The organism is Microbulbifer maximicatervae (SeqCode) (assembly GCF_052467065.1).
Genome location: NZ_CP174299.1, coordinates 422,628 through 441,035, shown reverse-complemented (window position 1 = coordinate 441,035; position 18,408 = coordinate 422,628). Strand labels below are relative to the sequence as shown.

Annotated in this window: 28 protein-coding genes; 26 read left to right on the top strand and 2 right to left on the bottom strand. The window is 44.4% G+C overall.

The window, feature by feature from the left end; translation table 11 throughout:
• Window positions 1-46: 46 nt before the first annotated feature.
• Window positions 47-1,126 carry an integron integrase gene (locus ACJJI1_RS02075; protein WP_444958406.1) on the bottom strand — a complete coding sequence of 360 codons (1,080 nt, stop codon included), beginning with the start codon at window positions 1,124-1,126 and terminating at the stop codon, window positions 47-49.
• A gap of 321 nt (window positions 1,127-1,447) precedes the next feature.
• On the opposite strand from ACJJI1_RS02075, the gene ACJJI1_RS02070 reads away from it, so the two are divergent.
• The 17 genes from ACJJI1_RS02070 to ACJJI1_RS01990 all read left to right on the top strand — a co-directional run bounded on the left by ACJJI1_RS02070 (window position 1,448) and on the right by ACJJI1_RS01990 (window position 10,427).
• Window positions 1,448-1,756 carry a hypothetical protein gene (locus ACJJI1_RS02070; RefSeq protein WP_444958405.1) on the top strand — a complete coding sequence of 103 codons (309 nt, stop codon included), beginning with the start codon at window positions 1,448-1,450 and terminating at the stop codon, window positions 1,754-1,756.
• Between the two features lie 68 nt (window positions 1,757-1,824).
• Window positions 1,825-2,214, top strand: coding sequence for a hypothetical protein (locus ACJJI1_RS02065; protein ID WP_444958404.1), 390 nt, complete (start codon window positions 1,825-1,827; stop codon window positions 2,212-2,214).
• A 558-nt stretch (window positions 2,215-2,772) separates the two neighbouring features.
• Complete coding sequence (locus ACJJI1_RS02060) at window positions 2,773-2,979, top strand: hypothetical protein (protein WP_444958403.1); 207 nt, start codon at window positions 2,773-2,775, stop codon at window positions 2,977-2,979.
• A 129-nt stretch (window positions 2,980-3,108) separates the two neighbouring features.
• Window positions 3,109-3,369 (top strand): hypothetical protein, encoded by a 261-nt coding sequence (locus ACJJI1_RS02055; protein WP_444958402.1) that lies wholly within the window; start codon window positions 3,109-3,111, stop codon window positions 3,367-3,369.
• A gap of 106 nt (window positions 3,370-3,475) precedes the next feature.
• On the top strand, window positions 3,476-3,727 hold the full coding sequence (locus tag ACJJI1_RS02050; RefSeq protein WP_444958401.1) for a hypothetical protein: 252 nt from the start codon (window positions 3,476-3,478) through the stop codon (window positions 3,725-3,727).
• A 162-nt stretch (window positions 3,728-3,889) separates the two neighbouring features.
• Window positions 3,890-4,198 (top strand): transposase, encoded by a 309-nt coding sequence (locus ACJJI1_RS02045; RefSeq protein WP_444895975.1) that lies wholly within the window; start codon window positions 3,890-3,892, stop codon window positions 4,196-4,198.
• 8 nt (window positions 4,199-4,206) lie between these two features.
• The gene (locus ACJJI1_RS02040; RefSeq protein WP_444957380.1) at window positions 4,207-5,052 is read left to right on the top strand and encodes an IS3 family transposase; all 846 of its coding nucleotides are present in this window, start codon (window positions 4,207-4,209) and stop codon (window positions 5,050-5,052) included.
• A gap of 18 nt (window positions 5,053-5,070) precedes the next feature.
• A complete protein-coding gene (locus ACJJI1_RS02035) occupies window positions 5,071-5,433 on the top strand; it encodes a hypothetical protein (RefSeq protein ID WP_444958400.1) in 363 nt (120 codons plus the stop codon).
• 116 nt (window positions 5,434-5,549) lie between these two features.
• Window positions 5,550-5,906 (top strand): hypothetical protein, encoded by a 357-nt coding sequence (locus ACJJI1_RS02030; RefSeq protein WP_444958399.1) that lies wholly within the window; start codon window positions 5,550-5,552, stop codon window positions 5,904-5,906.
• A gap of 145 nt (window positions 5,907-6,051) precedes the next feature.
• Complete coding sequence (locus ACJJI1_RS02025) at window positions 6,052-6,387, top strand: hypothetical protein (protein WP_444958398.1); 336 nt, start codon at window positions 6,052-6,054, stop codon at window positions 6,385-6,387.
• A gap of 445 nt (window positions 6,388-6,832) precedes the next feature.
• Window positions 6,833-7,171 (top strand): hypothetical protein, encoded by a 339-nt coding sequence (locus ACJJI1_RS02020; protein ID WP_444958397.1) that lies wholly within the window; start codon window positions 6,833-6,835, stop codon window positions 7,169-7,171.
• Between the two features lie 96 nt (window positions 7,172-7,267).
• Window positions 7,268-7,537: a hypothetical protein gene (locus ACJJI1_RS02015; RefSeq protein WP_444958396.1), complete on the top strand. Its 270-nt coding sequence runs from the start codon at window positions 7,268-7,270 to the stop codon at window positions 7,535-7,537.
• Window positions 7,538-7,644: 107 nt separating this feature from the next.
• Window positions 7,645-8,151 carry a hypothetical protein gene (locus tag ACJJI1_RS02010; protein ID WP_444958395.1) on the top strand — a complete coding sequence of 169 codons (507 nt, stop codon included), beginning with the start codon at window positions 7,645-7,647 and terminating at the stop codon, window positions 8,149-8,151.
• 107 nt (window positions 8,152-8,258) lie between these two features.
• Window positions 8,259-9,017 (top strand): tetratricopeptide repeat protein, encoded by a 759-nt coding sequence (locus tag ACJJI1_RS02005; RefSeq protein WP_444958394.1) that lies wholly within the window; start codon window positions 8,259-8,261, stop codon window positions 9,015-9,017.
• A gap of 111 nt (window positions 9,018-9,128) precedes the next feature.
• A complete protein-coding gene (locus ACJJI1_RS02000) occupies window positions 9,129-9,446 on the top strand; it encodes a DUF4288 domain-containing protein (RefSeq protein WP_444958393.1) in 318 nt (105 codons plus the stop codon).
• 140 nt (window positions 9,447-9,586) lie between these two features.
• Window positions 9,587-10,018, top strand: a complete 432-nt coding sequence (locus ACJJI1_RS01995; RefSeq protein ID WP_444958392.1) for a hypothetical protein — start codon at window positions 9,587-9,589, stop codon at window positions 10,016-10,018.
• A 157-nt stretch (window positions 10,019-10,175) separates the two neighbouring features.
• On the top strand, window positions 10,176-10,427 hold the full coding sequence (locus ACJJI1_RS01990) for a hypothetical protein (RefSeq protein ID WP_444958391.1): 252 nt from the start codon (window positions 10,176-10,178) through the stop codon (window positions 10,425-10,427).
• Window positions 10,428-10,499: 72 nt separating this feature from the next.
• Here ACJJI1_RS01990 and ltrA (ACJJI1_RS01985) read toward each other — a convergent pair whose 3' ends face one another.
• Window positions 10,500-11,771, bottom strand: a complete 1,272-nt coding sequence (gene ltrA / locus ACJJI1_RS01985) for a group II intron reverse transcriptase/maturase (RefSeq protein ID WP_444958390.1) — start codon at window positions 11,769-11,771, stop codon at window positions 10,500-10,502.
• Between the two features lie 725 nt (window positions 11,772-12,496).
• Here ltrA (ACJJI1_RS01985) and ACJJI1_RS01980 point away from each other — a divergent pair.
• From ACJJI1_RS01980 to ACJJI1_RS01940, 9 genes are all read left to right on the top strand, one after another.
• Complete coding sequence (locus tag ACJJI1_RS01980; protein ID WP_444941031.1) at window positions 12,497-12,718, top strand: hypothetical protein; 222 nt, start codon at window positions 12,497-12,499, stop codon at window positions 12,716-12,718.
• A gap of 220 nt (window positions 12,719-12,938) precedes the next feature.
• The gene (gene ltrA / locus ACJJI1_RS01975; RefSeq protein ID WP_444942540.1) at window positions 12,939-14,231 is read left to right on the top strand and encodes a group II intron reverse transcriptase/maturase; all 1,293 of its coding nucleotides are present in this window, start codon (window positions 12,939-12,941) and stop codon (window positions 14,229-14,231) included.
• Window positions 14,232-14,268: 37 nt separating this feature from the next.
• On the top strand, window positions 14,269-14,778 hold the full coding sequence (locus tag ACJJI1_RS01970; RefSeq protein ID WP_444896920.1) for a hypothetical protein: 510 nt from the start codon (window positions 14,269-14,271) through the stop codon (window positions 14,776-14,778).
• On the top strand, window positions 14,762-15,304 hold the full coding sequence (locus ACJJI1_RS01965; protein ID WP_444958389.1) for a hypothetical protein: 543 nt from the start codon (window positions 14,762-14,764) through the stop codon (window positions 15,302-15,304). The genes ACJJI1_RS01970 and ACJJI1_RS01965 overlap by 17 nt, the downstream gene beginning before the upstream one ends.
• A gap of 129 nt (window positions 15,305-15,433) precedes the next feature.
• Window positions 15,434-15,970: a hypothetical protein gene (locus ACJJI1_RS01960; RefSeq protein WP_444958388.1), complete on the top strand. Its 537-nt coding sequence runs from the start codon at window positions 15,434-15,436 to the stop codon at window positions 15,968-15,970.
• A gap of 124 nt (window positions 15,971-16,094) precedes the next feature.
• Window positions 16,095-16,451 (top strand): hypothetical protein, encoded by a 357-nt coding sequence (locus ACJJI1_RS01955; RefSeq protein WP_444958387.1) that lies wholly within the window; start codon window positions 16,095-16,097, stop codon window positions 16,449-16,451.
• A 117-nt stretch (window positions 16,452-16,568) separates the two neighbouring features.
• Window positions 16,569-16,838, top strand: coding sequence for a hypothetical protein (locus tag ACJJI1_RS01950; RefSeq protein WP_444958386.1), 270 nt, complete (start codon window positions 16,569-16,571; stop codon window positions 16,836-16,838).
• A 97-nt stretch (window positions 16,839-16,935) separates the two neighbouring features.
• Window positions 16,936-17,331 (top strand): hypothetical protein, encoded by a 396-nt coding sequence (locus ACJJI1_RS01945; protein ID WP_444958385.1) that lies wholly within the window; start codon window positions 16,936-16,938, stop codon window positions 17,329-17,331.
• Window positions 17,332-17,475: 144 nt separating this feature from the next.
• A complete protein-coding gene (locus ACJJI1_RS01940; protein ID WP_444958384.1) occupies window positions 17,476-18,063 on the top strand; it encodes a hypothetical protein in 588 nt (195 codons plus the stop codon).
• Window positions 18,064-18,408: the final 345 nt, after the last annotated feature.

Genomic DNA, 18,408 nt, shown 5'->3' with positions numbered 1-18,408 from the left:
TTTCTATTGCGATACCGGCGAAAGCCGGTATCCGGTCTCCGCGCTACTAAGATGCAGCCGATAAGCCAAGCCCCTGTACTTCCCCTACCTTGCTCCCAACAAAATAGTTAGCTCCAGCCTCCTCAATTTTATTAATGTTGCGCAGTCGATCTGAGGGGCTTAAAACGCCTTTATTTCCCCGATTTACGACATGGGTATAAATTTCAGTAGTACTAACATCCGAATGCCCTAGCAGTTCCTGAATCGTACGCAAGTCATAACCCGCTTCGAGCAAGTGAGTCGCAAAGCTATGGCGAAATGCATGGCAACGAGCCGGTTTGTTGACTCCCGCTAGCTTGACAGCTATACGAACCTGGCGCGCTAAAGTTGTTGCGTGCATATGGTGCCTTCTGTTTTCACCGGAGCGAGGACATTGGCCGATGGTGCTGGAAGGGAAAAGGTATTGCCAAGCCAGTTGTCGGCTTGCACTTGGATACTTTCTTTCCAAAGCGTTAGGTAAATAAACCGAACCAAAACCAGCCAAAAGATCTTGTTGGTGTAATAGGGAAACAGTCTCTACCTGCCTATGTAACTGCACAATTAACCCATTAGGTAATATCGTAGTGCGATCCTTATCCCCCTTACCACCTCGAACAAAAATATTATTGCTATCGAAGTCTATATCCTTTATACGCAAAGAAAGCAGTTCGGCGCTGCGAAGGCCGCTACCGTACATTAGCTCAACCTGTAATCTGTAGGTGCCTTCAAGGTGATCCAAAATTGCTGATATTTCTCTACGGCTATAAACCACGGGCAAGTACTTTTGTTGTTTTGCCAGTTTAAAGTCCAGAGCCTGAATATCCCTACCTAAGAATCTCTTGTACAGATATATCAAAGCGTTCAGGGCTATTCGCTGTGTATTTGCTGAGCAAAGGCCCTGAACTGCAAGGTGAGAGAGAAATGTCTCAATCTCAACAGCTCCCATATCGTCAGGGTGCTTCTTTTTATTGAAATGAATGAAACGTTTAACCCAATGCGTGTAAGCTTGCTCTGTTCGGTACGATAGTCCCTGCTTTCGAATATGAAATCGCAGATTGTCCATAAATCGTTCAGGCTTACCTGGGATTTTGTGGCGAATGTCGTCCATGATATTGCCCTTAGACTGTTTTTATATACAGTATTTGCTCTTTTGTCCTGCTGTCAATATCAGAATTCAAGAGAAGCTTCTCCTATTTCTGGAGGTGACGATCTATCTCTTTGATTTTTATAGGGTTGGTAATGTTATAAAGAGCAGAAAAAGCAGGTAGATATATAGCGCCTGCTATATATCTACCTGTTGAGAAATATGCCAAAGTTCTTAACTTTTTGATATTATTGGATTTTTGAGGTTATCTTGAAAGAAGTGGGTAGAATTATATAGTAGGGTGATATAAAGACGCTTCTTTTGAATTAACTGTTAAATGTCATCATGGATATCAAGCAAAAAGTTAAAGAATTAATCAATGAAGGTTACGTAGAAGGCGAACTTGAGATTGATCCGCTTTGGTACATTATCTGGAAGCCTGAAGAAATTGATCAGTTCAATAAAGAGTATCAATTCTCAGAATATGCTCCAGAATTCACTGGCTTCGGGGACAGCGGAAGCAACGAAATATTGGCAGTAAATGCAAAAGGGGAAGTATTTACAATTCCATCCATCGGTATGGAATCACAGTATGCTGATAAGATCGCCGATAGCATTGACGACCTTAAGCAGTACATGAAGAAAAACATTTAACAAGCGCAGGTTGTCGGACTGGCTTTTCGCTGCGCTCCAAACCAGCCGCAACTGCGGGCGTTAAATCTATGAGCAAGCTAGAGATAAAAAGTGTAAGTACTGGAAATTGTTATATTGATGACGATGGTTTAGCCATTGTGTATTTTGGTTCGAATCGAGTTTCAGATGACTTCTTTGAATTTCAAAGAATATTGGATGACGACCCATCTGAAGATGATGATTGTGTCTATCTTTTAAACGGCGATTTTACACACGCTGCAAGAATTTCAAATCTTTCTGTATCAGTAGGTAATCGTATAATATTGATTGAAATCTCTCCCTCCTGCAAAAATGAGTTTGACGGAATAGAGCAGGTCGTAATACATCATCAAGTCGATGAGGAGATGCTTTCGGATATTATTAAGGTGCTCGAGATATTGCTGAGAGGTCCTGGTAAGGAGTTGAGAGTTGAAATTTAACAAGCGCAGGCTGTCGGAACGTCTTTCCGTTGCGCTCCAAGCCGTCCGCAGCTGCGGGCGTTAGGGTTTAAGTAGAATTTATGCCAAGAAAGCAATTATATATCTTGTTTTCGTCAATTATATGCTTCGCGGTGTCTGTAGAGATATTGAGTCGAAGCATTGGGGTTTGTCAGGGCGTTTTTATAGAGGAGCTCCCAGATCATGAGCAAGTTTTTCCTTAAGTGCTTACCGTTTACTGTAGGCATATTTTTTACAGTTGCATTTGTATTCCTGCTCCATGAATTCGTAAGGGGTTTCGACTATGAAGACATGGAGTTTACTATTGAGGTTCTGCCTTATCTCGGAATGTCATTTCTTTGTGCATTAATTGGCATTCCTTCAGTAGTTTTTGGCATAAATCGTTTGTCTGAGGGTCAACCCTAACAAGGCACTGCAGGGGACGTCTTAGTTTGTGTATCTTTTGCGCAGTCGCTGCGCTCCATGTTCGCGCAAAAGTCACACAAACCAAGCCGTCCCTGAGCGCGGCGTTAGAGCTACCAATAAAATCGAGTGTAATTAATGTTCACACAAATATGGAAAGGTTGGACTACGGGTGTTTCCGTTGTCTTTACGCCGCTGTTCTTAATTGCTGCTTTGGTACAACCTGACGCCCCTGGTAATATGCTTTTAGCCGTACCATTAGTTCCGATCATAGCTGCTGGGCAAGGCGTGTTAATTGGAGCGCTGGTTTGTCTTGGTCTCAAAATATTGTCATTTAAAAATTAACATGAGTGCCACAAACTCTAACAAGCAGCAGCACGAACGCCCGGCAAAAAGCGCCGGGCTGGACGGCCTACACGCCGCTTCGCTCTGTTTCGGCCGCCCGTGTGCTGGGCGTTATATTTCAGAGAAATCATGATAAATAGCAAGGAAAATCCAGTTGAATGGAGTCAATTAATGAGTGAGCTAGAAGATGCACATGAGCATCTAGGTGATCTCATTAAAGAAATGGGATCTAAGGGGAGCCTCGATATCGAGGGCTATTCTATAGATATAGCCCATATATATGCGCACTTAAATCGAGCGTGGAATTCCCGTGATTTCAAAGGTGAAATGAGTGAATCTCAATGGGAGGAGTTTCGTTATTTTCCCGCTGATTTGGAGCCAATCGCGTAATGAAATATAACCAGCGGCGGCACAATCGGCCTTCGGCCTGGACTCAGTACTGCGTACTTCGCCTGTGCGCCGGACGTTATGTGCAAAACCAAAATTAGAGATAAAGATGGATATTGAAGTCGCAAGACACGTAGTAAAAACCGCCTTTAGAAGCTCGTCAGAACTTACCAATCTCTATGCTTTCATAAACGAGCACTGCGTTGATGAGGCTCTAAAAGAATCTCTAAAGTCATCTCTGGCCCAGGTTATTGCCGATATCGGATACAATTTCAACAAAAAAATCACTGATATACATCCAGAGGTTCAAGAAGAAATTGATCATAGCATTGAGACTTATGGCTTTCTTATTAGGCAGTAGACACATAACAAGTCAATGAACTTCGCGCCTTCGGCGCCGGACAGCTTACACTGCGCTTCGCTTCGTTCCAGCTGCCGGTTATTGAGGCGTTAGGTTTAAGACTTACCCACGTTTAGTAGACACCCTGTATAGTTAGGTTTAGGCCTAACACGGAGGTGTATCATGGGTAAGAAAAGAACTCAGGCGTATACGGAGGAGTTCCGCAGAGAAGCAGTTAAGAGAGCGGAAAAGCCTGGAGCAACAACGGCTTCTGTGGCGCGAGAGCTAGGCGTCAGCGCACAGCAGATCTACAACTGGCGTCGTCAATTTAATCGACTGTCTGATAAGCAGTTCAATAGTTTAGACGGTGTCGACTATTCCAAACAGGAAAGCGCTGAAGTTCGCAAACTCAAGAAGGAGCTGCATGAAGCTCGTCAGGAGGTTGAGTTTCTAAAAAAGGCAGCTGCGTACTTTGCGAACCACCAAGAGTAAAGTACGCATTGATACAAGAGCATGTAGGGTCATTCCCGGTTAGCTTGATGTGTCGGTGTTTAGAAGTCTCAAGATCGGGTTATTATCGATGGCGGGGGCGATTGCCATCTGCTCGCACGATTAGAGAGATACGAACAATCGAGAAAATCCGAGAGACGTTTGCTGAGTTTAAAGGTCGTTATGGCGCGCCTAGAATTGCTTGCGAGCTTCAAGGGTTAGGTGAGCCATGCTCGCGGAACTACGTCGCTAAGCTTATGCAACAGGAACATATTAAAGCGAGAAACGGCAAAGGCTTTCGATATAGTCAGCCCGTGGAGGGGAGCATTAACGTCTCCGCCAACTTACTTAAGCGTTGCTTTGATGTGGATCGACCAAATTGCCGCTGGACCAGTGACATTACGTATATCTGGGTTCTGGATAGGTGGCTATACCTCGCGGTAGTTATGGATCTGTACTCTCGACGTATTGTAGGTTGGGCATTCGACTCGCAGATGACCGATGAATTGACACGTCGAGCATTGAAAATGGCCCTAGAGCGACGACCAATAAAGCCTGGACTGCTAGTTCACTCTGACAGGGGTGTGCAATATCGATCGCAGAAATACCAGGATCTCTTGTCCGAAAGCAAGTGCAAGCCGAGTATGAGTCGCCAGGCTAACTGTTGGGATAATGCGGCAATGGAATCATTCTTTAGCAGGCTAAAAGTCGAGCTGGTCTATGCCGGAACATTCGAAAGCGAAGAGCAAGCAAAATCTGAGGTGTTTGAATACATTGAGATTTTCTACAATAGGGTTCGTAGGCACTCTGCATTGGGCTATGTAAGTCCAGCAGAGTATGAGCGAAAATACGCATAGTTAGAGTGTCTACTTTTTGTGGGCAAGACCAGTTTCCCCAGTATGGATAGAGCAGAAATAATCGGAAAGTGGAGCTTCAATACAGCTTTTGAAGAAGATCTCTCGAATGATAAACAGCTGCATTTCCATGAAAATGGCACTGGGTGTGTAGTTGGTGGAGACGAAATCGTCCTTAATTATGAGTGGGGTATTTCAGAAGACGGTGCCGATATCCTTATCGGGAATAACACTACCCCTGATGGCGAGCCGTGGGGTAAAAGAAAGCTGATGGAATCAGGTGCAACGTTGAGAATAGAGGCACTGCCAAGAGGTGAGTTTAAAGTGCTAAATTTTACAAAGTTCTCATTGCCATTCGGGTTGCGAAAGTTTGCAAAGCTATAAACCTAACAAGGGCCAGCACAATCGCCAAATGCAAAAAGCGCATTTGGCTGGACTCGCTACACTGCGTTTCGCTCGCCTGTGTGGCCGGCGTTAAACACCTAAAGTATGGAGCAGCAATGCTGCAGAAAGTTGGATTAATTCATCTACTGTTTGCCATTTTCACGTTAGCTTACTGCGTGTTTGCTGTTGTGATCGGTAAAGTAATTGGTTATAAACGAGCTGGGCTCTCAGAAACAATCAGTATTGATATTGAACCAGAGAGATTTTGGGGTATCGTGTTGCTTTATGTAGGTATAGCATTAATTATGGTTATACTAAGTATAAAAAAGAACTTCCCCAAAAAACTTTATGAGCTCATTGATTTTGGTATCCATTCCAAACTATCCATTTTGCAAGTTATATTTATAATCAGCTTTACCGCTTTAATGTACATCACTATTTTTTGGTTAGCTGGGGTGTTAGCAAATGCTTAACAAGTACAAGCAGGTTACTGCGGGCCTTTGGCCCTTCGCGGGACAGCCTACGCTACGCTCCGGCCACCCCTGTTGTAGTCGTTAGTCAGAATAAAGCGTGAAAGAAGTATTAATCTTAATATTGGTTTTTGTGTCGAGTACAGTTATGGCAGAGTCAATACCCGAGGGCGCAGATCTGGACGTCCGATCTGAAATCGGTCACCCACCCTCTATAGAAAGCTTGCACTTTAATTTGCAGGGTGCAGGAGAAGAAGGTGTCTACATCCTTTCTGTTTATGAAGGTCTTGAATATTATCTTGGCTCTGAGTCATTTGATGGACTAGAAGAAAGGTTTTCCGCAATTGATGGCGTATCCGGTGCTGAGCACGCGGATCGAGAAATCTTCGTGGTTTATTCACAATCACTGTCATTAGACGATCTGCGTAGCAAGCTCTGGACAGTGCTCCTGTCGGCAGCTAGCGAGTCATTCCCCGGTGCCTAACAAAGCAAAGCACGTTCGCCAGCATAGCTGGCTGGACCTACATTCCGCAGCTTCGCTGCTACATTTCGGCCCGTGTTTGCGGCGTTATGAGTCATCGGTTAGATAATGAAATTCAATCTTATTTCAGCACTCATTTTTGGTTTATTTATTGCGGTACTTAGCTTATATGTTGCTTGGCAGCATAATCCGCAATGTGAGTTTCATTGTGAGGGTACAATTTATTGGGGGGCGTGGCTGCAAATAGGTTTGTCTTGGTTTATTGTCGGCTCGCTTTCGGTATACGGTATTATCTGGTTAATTCGAATTTTTTATAGATTGGTACGGAGATCCGGTGGCAACTCATAACAATCACAGGCACGCTGCTACGGCCCTTCGGGCCTACGCGGGACGGCCTACGCTCCGCTCCAGCCGCCCGTGCTGTGGGCGTTATGTGTAAGACTTACCCATGATCGATTCGAACCAAATTAAAGCCTTGTACGAAAGTGAAAGAAGACAGGACCTTCTTGATCTATTGCTAGAGGAATCCCAATACACGATTCCTTTGGGGGATTATGATGGTGATGAAACAAGGCTGACGTTAGAAGAAAAAGAGTTGCGTGGGTGTGCTATCGATCATTTGCGATTTGTCATCAGCTATGGTTTCGTACAAAGCGTGGTAAATGATAATGGTAAAATATACGCACCACGCTACCAAGAGTTCGAGAATTGGTTAAAAACTGGATGTCCGGGGCTAATCAGTCTAGAAGTAGAAGCGTATTTAAATGATAACTCAGTCAACACATAACATGGTGCAGCACAGCGCGGCTGAGCCGCTCGGACAAGCTGCACTGCGTTTCGCTTGCCCGTATGCACGGCGTTACAGAGCAGCAGGGTTCGAGTAATGGAAGTATCTATATCCCAAGAATTCGTAAAAATCTGTAAGCAAATTAAAGCCAAATCGCATTCAATCTCCCGGTGGTCCAAAATCGAATCCGATGATATGTTTCACTCAGATTCTTTTCGTGGTGGTTTTGATGCAGATGAACAGCAGTTCTGCTTTAGCTTTTATGACCAAGCTGGAGATGAGTATTGGTTTCAAGTAAGTCTTTCTTTAATCATAGAAATAGCTAGTGGTATACAGCTTAAAATTGTAGGTAGGGCTGCAGAGTGAAGGCCTATAACAAGGTGCTCAAACACCGTTCCGGCCGAAAGCGGCCTCCACTGGACGCGCAAAAAGCGCGCGCCGTTTAGCACGGCGTTATGTTTCTTGGGTAGTGAATGGTCAATAGATATCTTGAAATATACCTTGGCTCTCCAGATGGTTTGAAATGCCTGATACAAGGTAATCTCAGTAAGTTACTCCAATTTTACAGGGATAGCTTATGGTATGGCCTGTCTGAAGAAGTGTTGAACTATGTAGACTCTTTAAACTTTGGTTCAGAATTAGAACCTATGGATGTAACGCAAGCTAGATATATCGACAAGTTTATTGAGTATGTATTTGACTTTTATGGTGAACATCATGAGTTCCCAGAAAGTTTGGGAAATGTGTGGTGCACTGAATCAGAGATAGAGCATATTTTTTCCATAACAGGCAGGCGCATATTTGCTGGTTATGGTGCTGATTTTGATACGGGAAATACATCGACAAAAATAGGGTATTTATCAAATTCTGAATTAAGAGATTTAAAAATATCTGGTGCGAGCGATTTTTTACAATTGTTAACGTCAGCGAGAGATTACGCAAAATCAAAAGGGTGCGGTCTTGTATATACCATCGATTAAACATAACAAGCGCAGGTTGTCGGAACGCCTTTCCGCTCCTTCGTCGCTACAAGTCGTCCGCAACTGCGGGCGTTAAATTCTGAATCACGAAGTATCAGGACAAAAATATGAAAATAGTTTCTCTTTCTGTTTTAGTATTTGCCGTGTCGCAAACACTAGGGTGTGGGGTGAAGGTAGGCGTTGGCTCTGAGGATATCGGCCAGAGAGAAGGAGAGGCTCAATGTAGGCAGTTGGTCAAGAAAGAAAACTACTTGGAAGCAAGGGGGGCTTGCGAGGCCAGTGCAAATCAGGGTAGTGCTTACTCTATGTATGCGTTAGGAACAATGTATTCTAATGGTTTGGGTGGTAAAGAGAGTAAAGAAGCAGCATATACCTTTTATAAGAAAGCCTCAGATAAGGGACATGCACCGAGTCAATATAACCTGGCCGCTTTCTATCAACAAGGCCTCATAGTGGAACAATCGAGCCAGAAGGCATTTGCTCTTGTAGGAAAAGCGAGTGAAAAAAATTACGAGGTAGCCCTTGCAGATCTGTCGGTCAGATATAAGAGCGGTGTAGGGGTAGAAGTGAACGAGCAAAAAGCTCTGGCTTACTTGAAGCAAGCTGCCTACATTGGCGATGGACAGTCCATGTACAATTACGGCTATGCAATGATTGAAGGAGCATATGGCGAAAAGGACTCCGATGGCATAGTTTGGATGGTCGCTGGACTGGAGTTAGGTGCTAATCAAGGGTTGTCAAGTACTGAGTTATTTAATGAATTCGGTTTGTCGAGCTCAGAAGGTCAACAGATCCATGTTTTCGCAAAGCAATGCATAGACATGGTTCAAAAGAACCAGGCAATTGCCAGATCTAAGTACTTATAACCAAGCTACGGAATTTAACAAGAGCCGGCACAAGCGCGCACGTAGTGCGCTGGACTCGCAACAAGTTGCTCGCCTGTGCGGCAAGCGTTATGCTCTTTGGAGGAGGGGTAGTTGAACTGGTATGGTGCTAGAAGTGTTTACCACTTCGGAGTCAATTCTGAGGGCTTGAATATATTTGAAGAAAGGGTAGTTTGCATTAGGGCTGAATCTTTCAAGGAAGCACATAGTAAAGCGAGAAAAGAAGCTGAGGAATACGCTGAAAGTAACGGCTTTGATATGCATCCGGAGCAAGTTTGTTACAAACAGGATGGCGATAAGCTTATTAAAAATTACGAAGTTTGGTCCGAGTTATTTCAGTCAAAACTGAGTCTTGAATTTTTTTATCAAGAGCGATATTTAAACTATTTATATGTCCCAGAACAACCATAACCAGGCTAGGCAAGCTCGCCCAACCCCTTCGGGGCTGGGCTGGACAGCCTACGCTCCGCTTCGGCTGCCCTTGCTAGCGGCGTTATGCATAGGAAGACACGATATACCAAGGATACAAATCTCGGGAAGAAGTTTATGAAATGGTGAAAGATTCGTTTCCATTCCAGAGTAAACCCGAGGGCTATAGGCTAACGAATCAAGGAGCAGAAGATTGTATCTGTAGGTATATTGTTGAGCATATGGAGCGCTACTCTGAAGCTGAAATTCCTATGGATGGTATTCGATATCTCCACTCCGAATTACCAAATCTGTCTGCTCGTGGTATGAATTGGCTTTTGCCCAACTTGCTAAGAAAGGCCGTAATTTGCACCAATCGTTTTGATACGATTACGGATACAATAATCTACGATCTTGAGCTTGCCGCTGAAGGAGAGAAGCAAGCAGGGTCACGGTATTCGTGGTTGTCTGCTGTTCAGCGCCAATGCCTAGAAAGTACCCTGGAGTATCTATCCGAAGAGCATGGTCACGCTATATCAAAGGCAATCTCAGCACTTAGTCCAACAAATGCATAACAAGTCAATGAACTACGCGCCTTCGGCGCCCGACAGCTTACACTCCGCTTCGCTGCACTCCAGCTGCGGGTTATTGAGACGTTAACTGCCTTCGGAAATTATGAATCTTTATACTGTTACGATAGATTTTGAAGATCGCACTAGGGCAATTAAGCAAGTGGAGTGTTCCAGTGAAATAGACGCGCTTCATAAAGTGTTGCGTGAAGCTGAAGCATTAGAAAATCATGATAAGAAAGCGATAGAGGATACCATTAAGACATATCTGCGAGTTACCCATATAGCTATGGGGTACAAAGGCGTCTGGATCTGGCATCACTGTAATTTTGACAGTGAAGAAGTTGAGGATATATACGGCGGGTCTATCGTACAAACTGATAAAAATGGGGCTGTCCGTGAGGGTAGCAGTTAAATCGGGTAGCCGGTAGTTTCTAGCTACCGGCCCCCACACCACCCATCGTGCGGGTCCGCAATGGGCGGTTCCCTATCCGTAATGAATCTCTACCCAACGATCTCGCAATGAAATCAAACCCATCTCTTCGAAGAACTCATTATTGAGCGCAATATGAATACCCTCAGTTTTTGCGCTTCGCCAGTAACTTTTACCGGACGAGCCGCAGGTAACTGCCAGCGACTCACTCACACCCATACGCAGTAAATTTCGAACTTTCGTTCTCACTCTGCGCCAATTCTTCCAATAGCTCATTCTTAATCGCCGCCGTATCCAGCAGTCTAGATCTATACATTTTTGATAGCCTTGCGCTATTCCAAAATAGTTGATCCAACCACGGAGGTATACGGTAAGTTCTTTCAGTTTCTTTTCCATAGAGATACCACGAGATCGCCCTGTAATCTGGCGGACGCAGTATTTAAATTGGAGCAGGGACTTATCATGCCAGACAAGCTTTGCCCCACGGAAAGAAAAACCCAGAAACTTACAACGACTAACGGGGGCTACTTGGCTTTTAGCATCGTTAACTTTGAGTTTAAGCTTGCGCTCAACAAAGCGTTTAATGCTCGTCATAACCCGCTCACCCGCGCGTTTAGAGGAAACGACAATCACAAAATCGTCCGCATAGCGGACGAAATTGTGTTGGCGTTTTTCCAGCTCTTTGTCGAGCAGGTCGAGTACAATATTAGACAGCAGCGGCGATAAAGGGCCACCTTGTGGCACCCCCTCATAACACGCTTGCCAACATCCATCTTCCACCCAGCCTGCACGCAAGTAGCTTGCAATCAGTTTGAGTAAACGCTTATCGCTGATTCTTTGGCTGAGTAAACTCATGAGGAAGTCATGGTTGACCCGGTCGAAGAACTTAGATAAATCGACATCTACGGCTATTCGCTTCCCGCCTTCGATATACTTCTGTAGCTTTTTCACCGCATGATGCTGTGATCGCTTTGGCCGGAAGCCATAGCTAAACTCTGAAAAAGTCACATCGAAGATGGGGTTGGTGATTTGCGCGATAGCTTGCTGAATAACACGATCAAAGATCGTAGGTATCCCAAGGCCTCGCTGACCACCGTCTGACTTACGAATGTAGACGCGTCTAACAGGCAGCGGCTGGTAATGACCTTGCCGAATGGCTTCGATAATTTCATCCCCAACTGCCTTGAAGTGCTGCACAAAATCATCAACGGAAATCTCATCGATACCTGCGGCACCTTTATTGGCTCGAACGTGCTTCCATGCAGCATTGAGGTTTTCTTTGCTGAGGATAGCGTCGAGTAGATTTTCATTTGAGTTGAGTGTCATGGCTGTGCGCTACGTCAATTTTATATCCGGCTGGCAACATATCGGTAGGCTAGCCCTGTCTTTTAACTCGTGGATTTTGGGTTCAGGCCTTCACCCTGTCCAAAGTATTAATCTTGGCATTTGGCTACTATGCCGTCTGCTGACTTCTGTTTAATCACCCTACTCATTACTGAGCGGAGCGCTGCTGTGTTCCACCATTTTTTTCTATCCCCGCGATGGCGGCTAGCGAGTTGGGCCTATTTATGAGTCAGCGGCCACGCTGACAGCTTCACAGCGGCAAGTTAAACAGATCTCCCCATATAAGAACGTGAACTTTCACTACATAACTGCATCATTTACTCTACCCGTTAGATCACATGGCTTCGGTGTCCTTGGCCACCTCGCCTCCAGGCTAAGCCTTATATGATGTTTCTGTCCGTCAGCTCGTAGTTTTGCTAGCGGCTTCCTCCCCACAAGACCTCACGGTATTGCAGTTGCCATTCGCTAGTAGTTAGCATTTAATGAAGTCCATTAAACGGTGATCTTCCTACAGGGGACTTTCACCCCATTAGTTCACGCCCATGCTGGGCGTACCAAGTGGCGGCAAAATCGCCCTGCGGGCTGGACGCACCTGACGGTGCGCCTTTGCGCCAAGCGTGTGTGCCAGGCATGGCATTTAACTAGAGAGGTGAAAGTCCTCTTACCAGGTATTCGTGGAGCCGAAGGTTAGCGAAAGGGCAAGGTTAATGTCGCGAGGTATTGGCTGGAGGAAGCTCAACGCAAATTCACGGGGTGATGAACAAGAACTGGATATGAGGTGTGACGTAGGCGGAGCCAGTGGGCACGTGACCATAAAGCTCTCCATCCACAATTGGCCTACGTTTTATAAATCCAGCATCTACGTGAAGAAAGTTAAATGTCTTACCCTGGGAGGTCTATGGGTTGTTAATGGAGTAACTGAAAACTGAGAGATTGGTTTTGACCGACCCATAGAAGTCAGCAGAGGGCATAGTAGGTAGATTTCGTGCTACTGAAGGCCTGAACAATTCTGGACAGTATTATTAATGCAGAGCTTGATGACTGCATCTGACAAGTAACTGAGTTGCCAGGAAAAAAAAATATTTTTTTTCTGGGTGAACATCAAACTGGAAACTTAATCATACATTGTCCAATTTCCCATCTCTTTTAATGCAGCGAATTCTAGATAGGAATAATCTGTTTCGAGCATTACAACAAGTTTCTCGTAACCAGGGTGCGCCAGGTCTCGATGGTATGACGGTAAAACAGTTGCCGGAACATCTTAAGCAGACTTGGATTGCTACCCGACAAAAGGTGTTAAGTAGTATCTATCGTCCTCAACCGGTGAAACGCGTCTTTATACCAAAAGGCAATGGAGGCCTGCGTCCATTGGGTATACCCACTGTGCAAGATAGGTTGATCCAACAAGCTATCGCACAGATACTCAGTGAGCAATGGGAGCCGAAGTTTCATGCTCTTAGTTTTGGTTTTAGACCAAATCGATCGGCACACCAGGCGATTAGACAGGTCCAAAACTTTGTCCGGCAAGGAAAGCGCTGGACGATCGATATGGACTTGAAATCCTTCTTTGATGAAGTGAATCATGACAGGCTCATGCTAACACTGAAGCAAAGCGGAATACCGGCTGATGTGCTGGGGTTGATAAACCGATACCTAAAAGCGCCAACGGTAGTCGATGGCAAGGTAATAGCTACAACAAAAGGCGTCCCGCAAGGTGGGCCGTTATCTCCGCTTCTAGCGAATATTGTGCTTAATGAACTGGACTGGGAGCTGCACAAGCGGCAACTCAGTTTTGTACGATATGCCGATGATTTCCAAATACTGGTGGGAAGTCATCGGTCTGCAGAGCGGATAAAAGTAAGCCTTACGCACTTCATCAAATGTAAGCTGAAGCTCACAGTAAATACTGAGAAGAGTGCAGAGGATCACTTCTGGAAGCGGAGCTTTCTAGGATTTAGATTGCTGAAGAAGGATGCCCGGATAAAGGTATCAGAATCATCGATTAATAAATTGAAGGCAAAGATCAGAATGATCACCCGCCGAACACGAGGCCGTAAGTTTACTGAGATCATAGAAGAGTTAAAGAAGTCCCTGCTTGGTTGGAAAGCGTACTTTGACATCAGTGAAGTACTGAGCCCTCTGAAAGATCTGGACAAGTGGATAAGGCGGAAGTTGCGATGTTATTTATGGAAGCAATGGGGACGTAGTGGTTACCGCAGATTAAGAAGGCTGGGCGTTGATCGTTTTTTAGCGTGGAACACGGCCAAATCAGCACATGGACCATGGAGGCTAAGCAAAAGTCCTGCCCTTTACAGAGCATTGCCAAATAGATACTTTAGGAACTTGGGGCTGCCGGAATTGGCAGATAGGAAGGGGAATAGAATTGAACCGCCATGGTACGTGACCCGTATGCCTGGTGGTGTGGGAGGAGGGGCATCGTGAGGTGCCTCCCTATCCCGATTAAACGGTAATCGTAGATATGAGTAAGAGAAAGGCATTTAGCTTCACGAAGGGTTATACGTTTATATTCGAAGAAGACGGAGCCGTAGTTGAGGCTTGGTTCAGTGCTCTCTCTGGACTTGAGAAAGTATTTGTAAATGGCGAGTTAGTATCTTCTCAAAGAAACTTATCAACTGATTCAACCAATAACTTTTCTATTGGAGAAAATGAATATTCGACAAATCTCAACGTGGTGAGCTTATTGAAGGGTCCGTTTGTATGCACACTAAGTAAAAACGGCAAGGAGTATAAGAGGCAAAAGCTAGTTTTTCCCAAGGCCGAACCATCGAGGAAAGGACTGCCTTTTATTATTAGGCTTTCGTTCTTCATTCTTTTAGGCGCATGCTTTGGCGTTGCCAGTTCTTATTCGCAGCTTTCCAAAGAGTCTATTTACGTGTTTATCGCTCTAATATTCATAGTTGTATTCGCCTATCACTCCAAGAGCTATAAAGGAAAGGGGCCGGTGATTGAGCATGAAGAAATCGTTTAACAAGGCCAAGCAAGCGGGACGCCGTAACCAGCGCCCCATCTTGAAGCGTTATAGCAATCGAGATATGAACATAGAACCAGGTGTCGGCATAGGTGAAATTAAATACGGAATCTTTGAAAAAGATTTGATCCGCATCCTCGGTAATCCCGATAGGATAGAGAAAGGCGAGTATGTCGAAGGCAGTGGTGATTGGCATAGGGTTTTGTGGTATTCCCACAAAAATCTAAGTTTTACCTTTGATAAGGAAGACGATTATCGACTTGGCGTTATTACGGTTATGGGCTCTGGCTATCCTCTGTTTGGGAAAGATCTTTTTAACTTACCTAAAAATACTGTGAGAGACTTTATAGCTAAAGTTACAAATGAAATTCCAAAGTTTGAAGATCATTCATTTGATAGTGATCCGCATGAATGCCTAGATCACAATAGTTTAGGCATTATATTTTGGTTTGATTCGGGAGATCTATCAGAAATGCAGTGTAGTTATCTATTTGAAACTGATAATGAGACGGTTAAATGGCCGTGAAGCTATAACAAGGCAGTGCACTTGACGCTAACCTGCTGCTTTTTTTTGTGCATTACGCTACGCTCCATTCTTACACAACAAAAATCATCAGGTCAGCGTAGGTGACCTAGGCGTTAGGGCAATTGGTAGATGAACGTATTTAAGAGGTTAGAAGAACTCAGTAATGATGGTAGCTTCTACCTGAAGGGCTTTGATTTGAGTTTTCAACCATTTGAAGTAGAAAGTGATCTTTCTATCTTTAGTGCTCTAGCTACTGAGCTTGAAACCGAACATGCAGGTTATGAAACTCTGCTACTTGATGTGAATTGGCGTTCGCACTTAATTGCATGTATGTGCCTCATTGTCTCGGAGAATAAGTCGCACCTGGAAGAGCTAAAGAACCGCTTCAAAAATGGTAGTATGGTTAGCCCACAAATTGCTGTTGCAATGGCTCGCCTTCATTTCAGGGAAATGATGGACTTTTTTCCCAGCTATATAAATGGCGGGCATGGGCCGGAGTCTTCTACCCAGATAGGGGCGGCACTAGTACTCTTGCAATCGATGTTCGTGCGTGAATTCACGTTTCCAAAATCACAGCTGAACATCGAGCGTTTCTACTTAGGGCTGTCGGTTGCACAGCATCATTCTGGGTTTTGGCTTAAGCATAGAGGCAGTGCCCGGGGTTAGCCCTAACAAAGCGCTGCAAGGCGACGTCTTACTTTGTGCACTTTATACGCAGTCGCTTTGCTCCTATTTTCGCGCATAAAGCGCCCAAAGTAAGCCGCCTCTGAGCGCGGCGTTAACTGCAAGTATGAATAACTCAGAATATTTTAAAGCAGAAGAGTACGGCTTTTCTTATCCCAAAGAATATAACGAGCTCATATCTAATACTGGAGAATTTGGAGAACTAAAATGGTGGTTTATCGGTTCATCTAGTGGCCTGTTTTCCATAGCATACGAACTTTTTAACAAAGAGCTTAATTCAAGTATTGAGTTCTTCCCATTCGCAAAAAGTAGTGAAACAAACGCTGTAGCTTGCTTTGATAAAAATGGGAAAGTTTATATTGTTATAGGCAACAATTCCCTTAAAAAAGTAGACTGGGGCAAGCGTTTAACACAACCAAATATTATCGCTTGGCACAACGGGGTAATGGCTGGTGACTTCTAAATTCATAGTTAACAAGCAGTAGCACGTTAAGCACAACTTCGTTGTGCCGGACTGCCAAACTGCTTCGCAGTTCGTCAGCCTGTGTGCTGGGCGTTATAGAGTAGCAGGGTTCGAGTAATGGAAGTACCTATATCCCAAGAATTCGTAAAAATCTGTAAGGAAATCAAAACCAAATCGTATACAATCTCCCAGTGGTCCGAAATCGAATCCGATGATACGTTTCACTCAGGTTCTTTTCGTGGCGGCTTTGATGCAGATGAACAGAAGTTCTGCTTTTGCTTTTATGAACAAGCTGGAGATGAGTATTGGTTTCAAGTAAGTCTTTCTTCAATCATAGACATAGCTAGTGGTATACAGCTTAAAATTGTAGGTAGGGCTGCAGAGTGAAGGCCTATAACAAGGTGCTCAAAAACCGTTCCGGCCGAAAGCGGCCTCCACTGGACGCGCAAAAAACGTGCGCCGTTTAGCATGGCGTTAGAATTTTATGAAAAGTTATTTATTAATTCCTTTAATATGGGGCTTGTCATGCTATTTAGAGGCATCCACAGATGGCCCATGCGGCGCATCAGAAGATGATCGATTAGATGCTCTGAGGTCGCTTGTAGATTTACATGAATCGGTTTTTCGCTCTGAAAATGAAGAAAAATTTTACTTGGAGAGTTTCGTAGGAAAATATGAAAATGCTTATCCGGAGCCATTAAAAAATGATCTGATATGGGTGATGCCAAACATGCCAGAATTCGGAACTAAAGCAGGTATTTATAGCAGTTGTAATATCCAGAAATCTGGCCGCTACAGCCACACAAGTATTTGCAAGGTTGAGTTTGATAGCGGTCTGGCTATTTGTGAGGCGAGTAAAATCTACGTTCCAGTTGAATAGAAAATGCTAACAAAGCAATACAGCGCGACATTCAAAGCTATGCACCTTTTGTGTATGCTCGACGTGCTCACATTTTATACGCAAAAGCCGCTCCGCTTTAAATGCGGCTGATTGCGGCGTTAGGCCACATAAGGAGATACTGAGGTGAAGAAGGTCATTTATATCTTGCTTTCTTTGTTTTATGGAAATGCTGAAGCAAGTAGCGAAGACATTGATATTTTACTCAAAAATGCAACAGAAAGAGAGGGGCTAAGGAAGGCGCAGATAGAGAGAATTTTAGACACGTATGATCTGGAGAAATGGATTTTTACCAGCCGAGTTGTAGTTGATGAAAACGCAATTCGCCCTTCAAGTCACCCCGTTTTAACTTTCAATGTTAAGCGCATCGGAAGTGATGAATCCTTTCTTGCTAGCTTTTTGCATGAGCAAATTCATTGGTTTGAAGAAAAAAACAAAACACAAGTAAGTGCGGCCATTGAAGACTTGAAGAAAATATATCCAAATGTTCCTAAAAAGCGTCCAGACGGAGCAAGAGATGAGTACTCTACCTATTTGCACTTGATAGTATGCTACTTAGAGTATGATGGGTTGCGTCAAAATATAGGAGATGAAAGAGCAACAGAGATCATCTCTAAGAACTCCGAGTATTTTTACAAATGGATTTATAAAGCTGTGCTAAATGACGGAGAGGCTATTCGCAAAGTAATCGAGGCGCATACACTTCGCATATAGTCTGCCGGCCTAACTAGGCAATGCAGCCGACGTCTTACTTTATGCACTTTTTGCACAGTCGCTATACTCTCATTTTCGTGCAAAAAGCACACAAAGAAAGCCGCGCCTGATTGCGACGTTAAGTTTAAGACTTACCCACGTTTAGTAGACACCCTGTATAGTTAGGTTTAGGCCTAACACGGAGGTGTATCATGGGTAAGAAAAGAACTCAGGCGTATACGGAGGAGTTCCGCAGAGAAGCAGTTAAGGGAGCGGAAAAGCCTGGAGCAATAACGGCTTCTGTGGCGTGAGAGCTAGGCGTCAGCGCACAGCAGATCTACAACTGGCGTCGTCAATTTAATCGAC

Bases quoted from the DNA above. Each gene is read 5' to 3' on its own strand.
- ACJJI1_RS02075 (WP_444958406.1), bottom strand. From the start codon at position 1,126: ATGGACGACATTCGCCACAAAATCCCAGGTAAGCCTGAACGATTTATG.
- ACJJI1_RS02070 (WP_444958405.1), top strand. From the start codon at position 1,448: ATGGATATCAAGCAAAAAGTTAAAGAATTAATCAATGAAGGTTACGTA.
- ACJJI1_RS02065 (WP_444958404.1), top strand. From the start codon at position 1,825: ATGAGCAAGCTAGAGATAAAAAGTGTAAGTACTGGAAATTGTTATATT.
- ACJJI1_RS02060 (WP_444958403.1), top strand. From the start codon at position 2,773: ATGTTCACACAAATATGGAAAGGTTGGACTACGGGTGTTTCCGTTGTC.
- ACJJI1_RS02055 (WP_444958402.1), top strand. From the start codon at position 3,109: ATGATAAATAGCAAGGAAAATCCAGTTGAATGGAGTCAATTAATGAGT.
- ACJJI1_RS02050 (WP_444958401.1), top strand. From the start codon at position 3,476: ATGGATATTGAAGTCGCAAGACACGTAGTAAAAACCGCCTTTAGAAGC.
- ACJJI1_RS02045 (WP_444895975.1), top strand. From the start codon at position 3,890: ATGGGTAAGAAAAGAACTCAGGCGTATACGGAGGAGTTCCGCAGAGAA.
- ACJJI1_RS02030 (WP_444958399.1), top strand. From the start codon at position 5,550: ATGCTGCAGAAAGTTGGATTAATTCATCTACTGTTTGCCATTTTCACG.
- ACJJI1_RS02025 (WP_444958398.1), top strand. From the start codon at position 6,052: ATGGCAGAGTCAATACCCGAGGGCGCAGATCTGGACGTCCGATCTGAA.
- ACJJI1_RS02020 (WP_444958397.1), top strand. From the start codon at position 6,833: ATGATCGATTCGAACCAAATTAAAGCCTTGTACGAAAGTGAAAGAAGA.
- ACJJI1_RS02015 (WP_444958396.1), top strand. From the start codon at position 7,268: ATGGAAGTATCTATATCCCAAGAATTCGTAAAAATCTGTAAGCAAATT.
- ACJJI1_RS02010 (WP_444958395.1), top strand. From the start codon at position 7,645: ATGGTCAATAGATATCTTGAAATATACCTTGGCTCTCCAGATGGTTTG.
- ACJJI1_RS02005 (WP_444958394.1), top strand. From the start codon at position 8,259: ATGAAAATAGTTTCTCTTTCTGTTTTAGTATTTGCCGTGTCGCAAACA.
- ACJJI1_RS01995 (WP_444958392.1), top strand. From the start codon at position 9,587: ATGGTGAAAGATTCGTTTCCATTCCAGAGTAAACCCGAGGGCTATAGG.
- ltrA (WP_444958390.1), bottom strand. From the start codon at position 11,771: ATGACACTCAACTCAAATGAAAATCTACTCGACGCTATCCTCAGCAAA.
- ACJJI1_RS01980 (WP_444941031.1), top strand. From the start codon at position 12,497: ATGTCGCGAGGTATTGGCTGGAGGAAGCTCAACGCAAATTCACGGGGT.
- ltrA (WP_444942540.1), top strand. From the start codon at position 12,939: ATGCAGCGAATTCTAGATAGGAATAATCTGTTTCGAGCATTACAACAA.
- ACJJI1_RS01970 (WP_444896920.1), top strand. From the start codon at position 14,269: ATGAGTAAGAGAAAGGCATTTAGCTTCACGAAGGGTTATACGTTTATA.
- ACJJI1_RS01965 (WP_444958389.1), top strand. From the start codon at position 14,762: ATGAAGAAATCGTTTAACAAGGCCAAGCAAGCGGGACGCCGTAACCAG.
- ACJJI1_RS01960 (WP_444958388.1), top strand. From the start codon at position 15,434: ATGAACGTATTTAAGAGGTTAGAAGAACTCAGTAATGATGGTAGCTTC.
- ACJJI1_RS01955 (WP_444958387.1), top strand. From the start codon at position 16,095: ATGAATAACTCAGAATATTTTAAAGCAGAAGAGTACGGCTTTTCTTAT.
- ACJJI1_RS01950 (WP_444958386.1), top strand. From the start codon at position 16,569: ATGGAAGTACCTATATCCCAAGAATTCGTAAAAATCTGTAAGGAAATC.
- ACJJI1_RS01945 (WP_444958385.1), top strand. From the start codon at position 16,936: ATGAAAAGTTATTTATTAATTCCTTTAATATGGGGCTTGTCATGCTAT.